Below are 10,033 nucleotides of genomic sequence, written 5' to 3'. Positions count from 1 at the left end.
GATATGTGGGTTGTTAAAACTCAGGTTCACGCAGGTGGACGTGGTAAAGCTGGCGGTGTAAAGCTAGTAAAAACTATCGACGAAGTAAAAGCGTTTGCAGCTAACTGGTTGGGTAAAAACCTAGTTACTTACCAAACAGACGAGAAAGGCCAGCCAGTAGCTAAAATTTTAGTTGAAAGCTGTACTGACATTGCTAACGAATTGTACCTAGGTGCAGTAGTTGACCGTGCATCTCGCAAAGTAGTTTTCATGGCGTCTACTGAAGGCGGCGTTGAAATTGAAACTGTTGCAGAAGAAACACCAGAGCTTATCCACAAAGCTGAAATTGATCCATTAGTGGGTCCTCAAGCTTACCAAGCACGTGAGCTAGGCTTCAAATTGGGTCTTAACCCAGTACAAATGAAGCAGTTTGTTAAGATCTTTATGGGTCTTGGTAACATGTTTACTGATTTTGATTTCGCACTACTTGAGATCAACCCGTTAGTAATTACAGACGAAGGTAACCTTCACTGTCTTGACGGAAAAATCGGTATTGATGGTAATGCACTTTACCGTCAGCCTAAAATCCGTGAGTTCCACGATCCATCTCAAGAAGATGCACGTGAAGCACACGCAGCAAGCTTCGAGCTTAACTACGTTGCGCTAGATGGCAATGTTGGTTGTATGGTTAACGGTGCAGGCCTAGCAATGGGTACTATGGACATCGTAAACCTACACGGCGGCAAACCGGCTAACTTCCTAGATGTTGGCGGCGGCGCGACTAAAGAACGTGTTTCTGAAGCATTCAAAATCATCCTTTCTGACGATAATGTTAAAGCTGTTTTAGTAAACATCTTTGGCGGTATCGTACGTTGTGACATGATTGCTGAAGGTATCATTGGCGCAGTTAAAGAAGTTGGCGTAAATGTACCTGTAGTTGTACGTTTAGAAGGTACTAATGCTGAATTAGGTCGTGAAGTTCTTAAGAACTCAGGTCTAGATATCATTGCTGCTGAATCACTAACAGACGCTGCTGAGAAAGTTGTTGCTGCTGCGGAGGGCAAATAATGTCTGTATTAATCAATAAAGATACAAAAGTTATCTGTCAAGGTTTCACTGGTGGCCAAGGTACTTTCCACTCAGAGCAAGCGCTTGAGTACGGCACACAAATGGTTGGTGGTGTAAGCCCAGGTAAAGGCGGTCAAACGCACCTTGGTCTTCCTGTATTCAACACAGTTCGTGATGCTGTTCAAGAAACTGGCGCAACTGCTTCAGTTATCTACGTACCAGCTCCTTTCTGTAAAGATGCAATCTTAGAAGCTATCGATGCTGGCATCGAGCTGATTGTTTGTATCACTGAAGGTATCCCTACGCTTGATATGGTTGACGTTAAAGTTAAACTAGATCAAACAGGTACTCGTATGATCGGTCCTAACTGTCCAGGTGTTATTACTCCTGGTGAGACTAAGATTGGTATCATGCCTGGTCACATCCACAAACCTGGTAAAGTAGGTATTGTTTCTCGCTCTGGTACTTTAACGTACGAAGCGGTTAAGCAAACTACTGATGCTGGTTTTGGTCAGTCTACGTGTGTTGGTATTGGTGGTGATCCAATCCCAGGTACTAATTTTATCGACGTTTTAGAAATGTTCGAAAAAGATCCACAAACTGAAGCAATCGTAATGATTGGTGAAATTGGTGGTACTGCAGAAGAAGAAGCTGCAGAGTACATCAAAGCTAACGTAACTAAACCTGTAGTATCTTACATTGCTGGTGTTACTGCACCAGAAGGTAAGCGTATGGGTCACGCTGGCGCAATCATCGCAGGCGGTAAAGGTACTGCTGATGAGAAATTTGCTGCATTAGAAGCTGCGGGCGTAAAAACTGTACGTTCACTTGCTGAAATCGGTAAAGCACTTAAAGAGAAAACAGGCTGGTAATTGCTTGTTTCCTCTGAAAAGGCCCGCTTATGCGGGCCTTTTTGTTATTAAGGTAAATTTAGAACGGATAACTAATATGCTGAAAAAAGCGTACAGACAAATCCTGTCGTTGTTTATTTATAGCCAGCTCGTTACATAATGCATGAATTGTTTTCTCTACTTGGTTCATAAAGCGGCCATAACCAATTTCATGTTTATCCTGCTGCGTTGCGACAATAACAAAATGTAGTGTTTCTACTAATTTTGTTGCTTCATAAAAATACTTAATTTGATTTTCATTTGATTCAACATCAAAGCTCAACTTTTGTAACTCTGCATTACCTTCATTTTTATCTATTTTACTGTTTCGGACAATGGGTATTGCGCCATTAGCTACCATTGCACCGTGTGTTAATTTGTTTTGTTCACATGCGCGTTTAAAACTATCTGCAAAGTAATCATAAAACTTTTCCACATCGTTATTGTTCACCATTGTTTGAAACTGTGTTTTGATGGCCCGAGAAACCGCAATGGTAAATGTTGCGTAAGTCATTTCAGCATAGTCACTAGGAATATTACATTGCCTTGATTGATAGCGAGGGTAGAGGCTTCTGAGTTTATATCCATAACTCTCTTTATTTCCCTTATCTTTAGCAAATAAATCGTAAGTTAGATGCTGGTGATCGCGAAGTTTAAATTGGGGCTGATTTATAAATAACTGTTCTTGTAAAAGGGTCAATACTTTTTGTACTCTATTGTGAAACAAAGCTGAGTTTGCACGTAAGTCTTCACCCGTGGCTAAAAACAAGAAACGTATTTTCTTACTTTTTATATCTGATGAGTAATAAATTTTATGTGCTTCGTGATAACGAGGATTATAAAAAAACAACATCTGCTTGTCGGTTTCTAGTTGATATGACTCATCATGAAAGCGTACAACCGGTAGTTTATCGTTTGCTAATAAATGTACATTATGCAGTTCATACTCATCACAACATGCAAATAATTGACGTGCAATACGCTCGTAGCAACAGTTTATAGTGCTAAAGCTATTATAAAATGCTTCATTAGGTATTATTTCAGCCAATAAATAGTGGTTAGCGCGTGCATTAGTTGGAATATATACACGGTGTTGATTAAGTGTCGCCATCTTAGAATCCTTATAAAGTAGGTTATTTAGCTACTATAATTGGCTTTGATGACCTAAATGTTGCGTTAAAACAAATTTTATTCATAAACAATTGAACAAGTGGATTAAAGTTAATCAATATCTAAAATAAACCTTAATCTATTGCTGTATGTTAGTGTATGTTTTTGTAATAATGCATTAGTTTTGTTATTACGTAATATTTAGAGGATCACACTCCTATGGCGGAAATTGAGAATCGCCCAAGTAACTTTATTAGAACCCGAATTGATGAAGACTTAGCAAGTGGCAAACATGCGACAACGCATACACGTTTTCCACCTGAACCAAATGGTTTTTTACATATTGGCCATGCCAAATCAATTTGTTTGAATTTTGGTATCGCAAAAGACTACAACGGTTTATGTAACCTACGTTTTGACGATACAAACCCTGAAAAAGAAGACATTAACTACGTTAACTCTATTAAAGAGGATGTACAGTGGTTAGGCTTTAATTGGGATGGCGACATAAAGTATTCTTCTAACTATTTTGATACTTTATATGGTTACGCAGTAGAGCTTATTGAAAAAGGCTTAGCGTACGTTTGTTTTTTAACTGCAGACGAAGCACGACAGTACCGTGGTACATTAAAAGAGCCAGGTAAAAACAGTCCTTATAGAGATACTTCAGTTGAAGAAAACCTAGCGTTATTTGAGAAAATGCGCGCTGGCGAATTCAAAGAAGGTGAATGTGTACTGCGTGCTAAAATAGATATGGCAAGCTCATTTATGGTGCTTCGCGATCCAATTATTTACCGTGTACGTTTTGCTCATCATCATCAAACAGCTGACAAGTGGTGCATTTACCCAATGTATGACTTCACTCATTGTATTTCTGATGCGCTTGAAGGTATTACACATTCATTATGTACATTAGAGTTTCAAGATAACCGTCGTTTATACGACTGGGTACTTGATAACATTAGTTTAGAGTGTCACCCACAGCAAATTGAGTTTTCGCGCTTAAATCTTGAATACACTATTATGTCAAAGCGTAAGCTAAATGATCTAGTAGTAAATAACTATGTAGAAGGGTGGGATGACCCTCGTATGCCTACTATTGCAGGTTTACGTCGTCGTGGTTATACACCAGGTTCAATCCGTGAATTTTGTTTGCGTATTGGTGTAACAAAACAAGAGAATATGGTTGAAATGGGCATGCTTGAAGCCTGTATCCGTGAAGACTTAAACGAAAATGCACCACGTGCAATGGCTGTACTCGATCCTGTTAAAATCGTTATTGAAAACTACGATGCAGATAAAGTTGAAACTTTATCAGTGGCTAATCACCCAAATAAAGAAGAAATGGGGCGTCGTGATGTTCCATTTACTCGTGAAATCTATATTGAACGAGAAGACTTTAAAGAAGAAGCGAATAACAAATTCAAACGTTTAGTACTTGATAAAGAAGTACGCTTACGTGGTGCTTATGTTATTAAAGCGCAGCGTGTTGAAAAAGACGAAAATGGCGAAATCACAACTATCTTCTGTACTTACGACAGCGAAACACTTGGTAAAAACCCAAGTGATGGTCGTAAAGTAAAAGGTGTTATTCATTGGGTTTCAGCACCAGAGTCTATTAGTGCAGAAGTTCGTTTATACGACCGCTTGTTTAGCGTACCAAATCCAGCAGCTGCAGAGGAATTTGAAACTACGCTAAACCCGGAGTCACTGGTTGTTTTACCTAATGCTAAATTAGAACCATCGCTTGCTAATTCACAAGCAGAGCAGGGCTTTCAGTTTGAGCGTACAGGTTATTTTTCTCGTGATTCTAAATCAGAGAACGTTGTATTTAATCAAACAGTGGGTCTTCGCGATTCATGGTCTAAAACTCAATAAGTAATACCAATTCGCTTGATTAAGTGATCTATTTTGAGGCTGGAAAAACGTGTTGATAGCTAGGCAAAAAATTCGCTATTTAGTTGTTCTAAATGAGCATTTTTTAACGCAGGTAGCGACACGTTTAGCCCCGCAAAATGATTAAATATTATTGCGGATTGGTATAATACTTAAAATATACCCAGGATTTACTGGGTATATTTATTACTATTGTCTTTTAGGCACAAAAAAAACCTGCACTTAGCAGGTTTTTTTATTGCTTTTAAAAGCGATATTAGCTGTTAGCGTCGCTAAATTCTTTACACGCTGCTTTATCATTACACTCACCGTATAAATACAAAGAATGGTTTGTAAGAGTAATACCATTTTCTTCAGCAATTTCTAGTTGACGACGCTCAATCATGTCATCTTCAAACTCTACCACTTTGCCACATTTCAAACATACTAAATGATCGTGGTGAGTGCTTCCAGAAAGTTCAAATACTGATTTTCCGCCTTCAAAGTGATGACGGCTTACGATACCCGCATCATCAAATTGGTTAAGTACGCGGTATACAGTTGCAAGACCAATTTCTTCACCTAGATCCAAAAGAATTTTGTAAACATCTTCAGCACTGATGTGTTGGTTATCTGGAGATTGTAAAATCTCTAATATTTTAATACGCGGTAAAGTTACTTTTAAACCGGCTTTTTTAAGTTCCAAGTTATGATCAGTCATTAAATCTGTCTCAATTTTATTTGGTTATACTAGACATCTTGCAAAGATGTACACGACACATTAGCAACAAACAGGATAACGTGCCTAAGCGTTAAGTGCAAAGAACAATTGATATATATTGCCACTAAAGCTTAAAACGCTAACTGTTTGATAATTATTTAAACAGCTAGCGATATATGCAGTAAATTAGTCTGCTAATTCACTTAAACACATTTCTTCATATACTTGAGCAGACCATGCTTTAACACGTTGTTCTGTAAGCTCTGGTTGACGGTCTTCGTCGATACCCAAACCTACAAAGTGCTTATCATCAGCCATTCCTTTAGAGGCTTCAAAGTCATAGCTTTCACTTGGCCAATGGCCCACAACAATAGCGCCACGTTCAGTAACAATATCGTTGATCATGCCCATTGCATCTAAAAAGTACTCAGCGTAATCTTCTTGGTCACCACAACCAAAAATAGCAACAAGTTTTCCTTCAAAGTCTACTTCCTCAAGTTCTGGAAAAAAGTCATCCCAGTCACATTGAGCTTCACCGTAGTACCAAGTAGGGATACCGAATAAGATTAAATCAAATTCAGCAATCTCTTCTTTAGAGCTTTTTGCAATATCATGAACAGCCACTAGCTTTTTACCCAATTCTTTTTGGATCATTTTTGCTACGTGTTCTGTGTTACCTGTGTCACTTCCGAAAAAAATGCCTACACTTGCCATGGATTTAAAACCTTTTATGTATCAATAGCCAATCTTTCTTGTAAAATCGTTTCAATCAGCGCACTGCGGCTAATATTTTGTGCATCTGCCATATCACTCAATGCTTGATATAACTGCGATGAAACTTTAAATTCAACACGCTTTAAACCACGTGCTTTATCTCTTTTTATTTGATTACGTTTATTTACCTTTAACTGCATATCCCGAGAAAGGGGATTGGTCTTAGGTCTGCCTGGGCGTTTTTCGTATTCAAATAAATCGAGTGTAGTTCTATCTGTTTCTGACTTCGCCATGCTTAACCTACACCTGCGCCTTGCCAAAATACTTGAATAAGCCCTTTAGCAATAAAGCCTGAACAACCTAAAAAGAGCACGCCCCAAACAATGTATTGTCCGAACTTTGGCACATTGCCACTTTTTAGTACGTCTTTAATTGCCATGCCGATGAATATGAAAATACCGGCTAAGCCAAAATACAACCCTAGGGTATCAAATTCGTTAATTAACTGACTGACCATCAACGTATAACCTTTAAATTAAACGGCGCGTACTATAGCATATAAATATTCATATATTTAGTGCGCTGAATTAAAAACACGCGATTAAAATTGCTTTAAACCGCAGTTAAAAAGTCATTTATCGCTTTATTAACAGCAAGAGGCTTTTGAGCATGAAGCCAATGACCTGCGCCATGAATAATTTTAGCCTTGGTGTTTTTAAAGCGTGCTGTAATTGCAGTACGATGCTCGGGCAATATATAGTCAGAATCATTACCTTTGATGAAAAGAGTATCGCATAAACAAGAATTGTTTTCATTAACATTGGACGTAATTGTCGAATATTTTTCGTCAAGCACATTTAGGTTAAATCGCCATGCAAAATGACCTTCTTCATTTTTAGCGAGGCTTTTAAGTAAAAACTGTCGAACCCCCAGCTCTTCAATATAAGGCTGCATAATTGCATCAGCTTGCTTTCTATCGTCTATTGACTGCGTTGAAACTGCTTTTAATGCTTGTAATATTTTTGTGTGGCGAGCAGGGTAACTAACAGGTGCGATATCAAGTACAACCAATTTATTTACCAGTTCAGGGTGTGTTAGTGCTAATTCCATTGCGACTTTCCCACCCATAGAGTGACCAACTAAATGAGCTTTATCTATGTTTAAATGTGCTAATAACTCGACAATATCTTGAGCCATTGCAGGGTAGTTCATTTCATCACTATGAGGAGAAAGCCCGTGGTTGCGTAAATCAACGTTAATAACATTAAAGTGTTCACTTAATGGTTTTGCGATTACATTTAGGTTTTCTAATGATCCAAAAAGTCCGTGGATCAAAATAACATTAGGGCCTTGCCCTTGTTGCTTGTAATTTAACTGCATACACGCCTCCTGAAAATTTCGCCATAGTTTGCCGAGCATTGCTCTAAAAAGCAAAAAATACAGCGACTATTTATTAAATTGGGCTTTTGTTTGTTAAATCAACAACAATCTAGTAAATATTAATATGTTTACGGGAGTGCTTGTTGTAACTCGCATTTCTGATTGGTTTGGGTATAATCACACGGGAGAAAAAAATGTGACCCGTAATGACAGGAAGAACATGAAACAAATCGACATAGACGACGAGTTATATCAGTATATTGCAAGCAATACGCAAAGTATTGGTGAAAGTGCATCCACTATTTTACGTCGTTTATTAAATCTGAGCGGCGAAAAAATTCAAACCGCAAACGTAGAACTAACTCAAAATAATCAAACTGCGACTACGTCTACCGCCACATTAAAAAGCTCAGAGCTACCTGCTGCTGAGACTGCAAAAAAACAAACGCCTGTAGCTCACGCACCCGTGAAGCAAAAAAGCGATAATGTTTTTAATGTATTAAATAAAGAAGAGCTGGCAATGCAGAAGGGTGTTGTTGGGCGCTTTTTGTTTATTTTAAGTGCATTTTACCGCACACATAAATCTGATTTTTCGGCTGTACTAGATATTAAAGGGCGTGACCGTGTTTACTTTGCTACTAGTAAAGAAGCCTTAGTAAATAGCGGTAGTAGTATGAACCCTAAAAACATAACTGATAGTGAATATTGGGTTATGACAAATTCTAATACAACGCGTAAAAAAATGATGCTTCATGAAGTTGCTCTTTGCCTTGGATATAGTGCAGAGCAAGCTGAAAAAATTCGCGATTACCTGTAAGGAAATATAATGGCTATTCACTCAGGCGCAGGCAAAACTGCTCCACAATCAGCACTGGTTAACGTACCTAAATTAGTATCTGCGTATTACTTAAACGAACCTGATCTTGAACAAAATCCAGAGCATTGTGTTGCTTTTGGTACATCAGGCCACCGTGGTTGTTCTTACGATGTTAAATTTAACGAGTCACACATTTTAGCGATTACTCAGGCTATTTGTGATTATAGAAAACAAAATGATATTTTTGGTCCGTTATTTTTAGGTAAAGACACACACGCACTGAGTGAGGCTGCATTTAATTCAGCTATTGAAGTTTTAGTTGCTAACGAAGTGCAAGTGATAACGCAAGAAAACGGTGACTTTACACCAACGCCAGTTATCAGCCACGCCATAGTTAGCCATAACAAGCTGCACCCAAATGAGCTTGCAGACGGGATTGTTGTTACGCCTTCACATAACCCTCCTGAAGATGGTGGCTTTAAATACAATCCACCTAATGGCGGACCTGCTGATACCGACGTCACTAAGTGGATTGAAGACAGAGCAAATCAACTTTTATTAGAAGACTTGGTTGAAGTTGAGTTATTCCCATTCGCTAAAGCTTCACGTTCAGGCTTTATTCGCTACGAAGATTTAATGACTCCTTATATTGATGATTTAGCAAATATCGTTAATTTAAAAGCCGTTAGCGATGTAGGTATCAAAATTGGTATCGATCCACTAGGTGGTTCAGGTATTAATTTTTGGCCTGTTATTGCTAAAAAATATAATTTAGATTTAACCGTCGTTAATGATGTTGTTGACCCACGTTTTGCTTTTATGCCACTTGATAAAGATGGCAAAATTCGTATGGATTGTTCATCACCTTATTCAATGGCGAACCTTATTGCATTAAAAGATGATTTTGATGTGTCTATTGGTAACGACCCTGACTACGATCGTCACGGTATTGTAACGCCAGATGGTTTAATGAATCCAAACCACTTTTTAGCAGTGGCAATTGATTACTTACTTAAACACCGTGATTGGAATGAAACAGTAGAGATTGGTAAAACACTGGTTTCTAGCTCTATGATCGATAAAGTAGCAGCGCGCAATAATCGTAAAGTAAAAGAAGTACCCGTAGGCTTTAAATGGTTTGTTGAAGGCTTAAGCAAAGGCAAGCTTGCTTTTGGTGGCGAAGAAAGCGCAGGTGCTGCATTCTTACGTTTTGATGGCTCTGTATGGTGTACAGATAAAGATGGCTTCATTATGGGTCTATTAGCCGCAGAGATTTTGGCTGTGACAGGTAAAACGCCATCAGTGCTTTATAAAGAATTAGAACAAGAGTTTGGTTCTCCAATTTATAAACGCCTAGATGCACCAGCCACAAGCGGTCAAAAAGCACGTTTAAAAGCATTGAGTGCTTCTGATGTTAAAGCAGATACACTTGCTGGCGAGCCTATTTTGCAAAAATTGACTCATGCACCAGGTAATGAT

10 protein-coding genes and 1 pseudogene (1 of these 11 cut by a window edge) are annotated in these 10,033 nt (G+C 38.4%); 5 read left to right on the top strand and 6 right to left on the bottom strand.

Annotated features, from left to right (window positions below; genetic code table 11):
• Positions 1-1,047 (top strand): annotated as a pseudogene (gene sucC, locus L652_RS01000000124025) (ADP-forming succinate--CoA ligase subunit beta); it begins 121 nt to the left of the window's first position.
• A complete protein-coding gene (sucD, locus tag L652_RS0116840; protein WP_002961811.1) occupies positions 1,047-1,919 on the top strand; it encodes a succinate--CoA ligase subunit alpha in 873 nt (290 codons plus the stop codon). The pseudogene sucC and the gene sucD overlap by 1 nt, the downstream one beginning before the upstream one ends.
• A 58-nt stretch (positions 1,920-1,977) precedes the next feature.
• On the opposite strand, the gene L652_RS0116835 is transcribed toward sucD, so the two are convergent.
• Positions 1,978-3,048 (bottom strand): DUF3083 family protein, encoded by a 1,071-nt coding sequence (locus tag L652_RS0116835; RefSeq protein WP_024596871.1) that lies wholly within the window; start codon positions 3,046-3,048, stop codon positions 1,978-1,980.
• A gap of 218 nt (positions 3,049-3,266) precedes the next feature.
• On the opposite strand from L652_RS0116835, the gene glnS reads away from it, so the two are divergent.
• Positions 3,267-4,925, top strand: a complete 1,659-nt coding sequence (gene glnS / locus L652_RS0116830) for a glutamine--tRNA ligase (RefSeq protein WP_024596870.1) — start codon at positions 3,267-3,269, stop codon at positions 4,923-4,925.
• Between the two features lie 274 nt (positions 4,926-5,199).
• Here glnS and fur read toward each other — a convergent pair whose 3' ends face one another.
• From fur to L652_RS0116805, 5 genes are all read right to left on the bottom strand, one after another.
• On the bottom strand, positions 5,200-5,643 hold the full coding sequence (gene fur, locus L652_RS0116825; protein WP_002962922.1) for a ferric iron uptake transcriptional regulator: 444 nt from the start codon (positions 5,641-5,643) through the stop codon (positions 5,200-5,202).
• A gap of 186 nt (positions 5,644-5,829) precedes the next feature.
• Complete coding sequence (fldA, locus tag L652_RS0116820) at positions 5,830-6,357, bottom strand: flavodoxin FldA (protein ID WP_007586856.1); 528 nt, start codon at positions 6,355-6,357, stop codon at positions 5,830-5,832.
• 14 nt (positions 6,358-6,371) lie between these two features.
• Positions 6,372-6,650, bottom strand: coding sequence for a LexA regulated protein (gene ybfE / locus L652_RS0116815; RefSeq protein ID WP_002962928.1), 279 nt, complete (start codon positions 6,648-6,650; stop codon positions 6,372-6,374).
• A gap of 2 nt (positions 6,651-6,652) precedes the next feature.
• Positions 6,653-6,874 carry a DUF2788 domain-containing protein gene (locus L652_RS0116810; RefSeq protein WP_002962930.1) on the bottom strand — a complete coding sequence of 74 codons (222 nt, stop codon included), beginning with the start codon at positions 6,872-6,874 and terminating at the stop codon, positions 6,653-6,655.
• Between the two features lie 95 nt (positions 6,875-6,969).
• Complete coding sequence (locus tag L652_RS0116805; RefSeq protein ID WP_002962931.1) at positions 6,970-7,737, bottom strand: alpha/beta fold hydrolase; 768 nt, start codon at positions 7,735-7,737, stop codon at positions 6,970-6,972.
• Between the two features lie 220 nt (positions 7,738-7,957).
• Here L652_RS0116805 and seqA point away from each other — a divergent pair, with 220 nt between their 5' ends.
• Together seqA and L652_RS0116795 are read left to right on the top strand one after the other, a co-directional pair.
• Positions 7,958-8,554, top strand: coding sequence for a replication initiation negative regulator SeqA (gene seqA / locus L652_RS0116800; protein WP_024596869.1), 597 nt, complete (start codon positions 7,958-7,960; stop codon positions 8,552-8,554).
• A 9-nt stretch (positions 8,555-8,563) separates the two neighbouring features.
• Positions 8,564-10,033 (top strand): phosphoglucomutase (locus L652_RS0116795; protein WP_024603568.1); only part of this gene is annotated, 1,470 nt, incomplete at its 3' end.

This window comes from Pseudoalteromonas sp. TB25 (assembly GCF_000497995.1).
GTDB classification, from domain to species: domain Bacteria; phylum Pseudomonadota; class Gammaproteobacteria; order Enterobacterales; family Alteromonadaceae; genus Pseudoalteromonas; species Pseudoalteromonas distincta.
Note: the sequence above shows the minus strand (reverse complement) of the source record. Positions and strands in the feature narration are given on the sequence as shown.